Genomic DNA, 250 nt, shown 5'->3' with positions numbered 1-250 from the left:
GTAAACGATATAGCCCTGATTGGCTGACATGGTGCGGGCTGCATCTGAAATTGTGTCCGGTACCGTGGTGGCGATAGAGTATTTCGCGCCGCTGAGTGTTACCGGGGAATTGAATGACAACACCAGTTCGGTATCACTGTTTACCGCGCGGATTATCATACTGACCGGTGCAGTGCCGTTCTCGATGCTGATAAGCTGGCCGGGGGCCACACCGTGAATGTTCTTTTTCCACTGCGTACCGGTGCCGGTC

At 54.4% G+C, this 250-nt stretch carries 1 pseudogene; it reads right to left on the bottom strand.

What is annotated here, in order from left to right:
• A pseudogene (locus HMPREF3119_RS19680) lies at positions 1-250 on the bottom strand (hypothetical protein); the annotation flags it as partial.

The sequence above is a fragment of the Morganella sp. HMSC11D09 genome, from assembly GCF_001807955.1.
In the GTDB taxonomy this organism is placed as follows: domain Bacteria; phylum Pseudomonadota; class Gammaproteobacteria; order Enterobacterales; family Enterobacteriaceae; genus Morganella; species Morganella morganii.
Note: the sequence above shows the minus strand (reverse complement) of the source record. Positions and strands in the feature narration are given on the sequence as shown.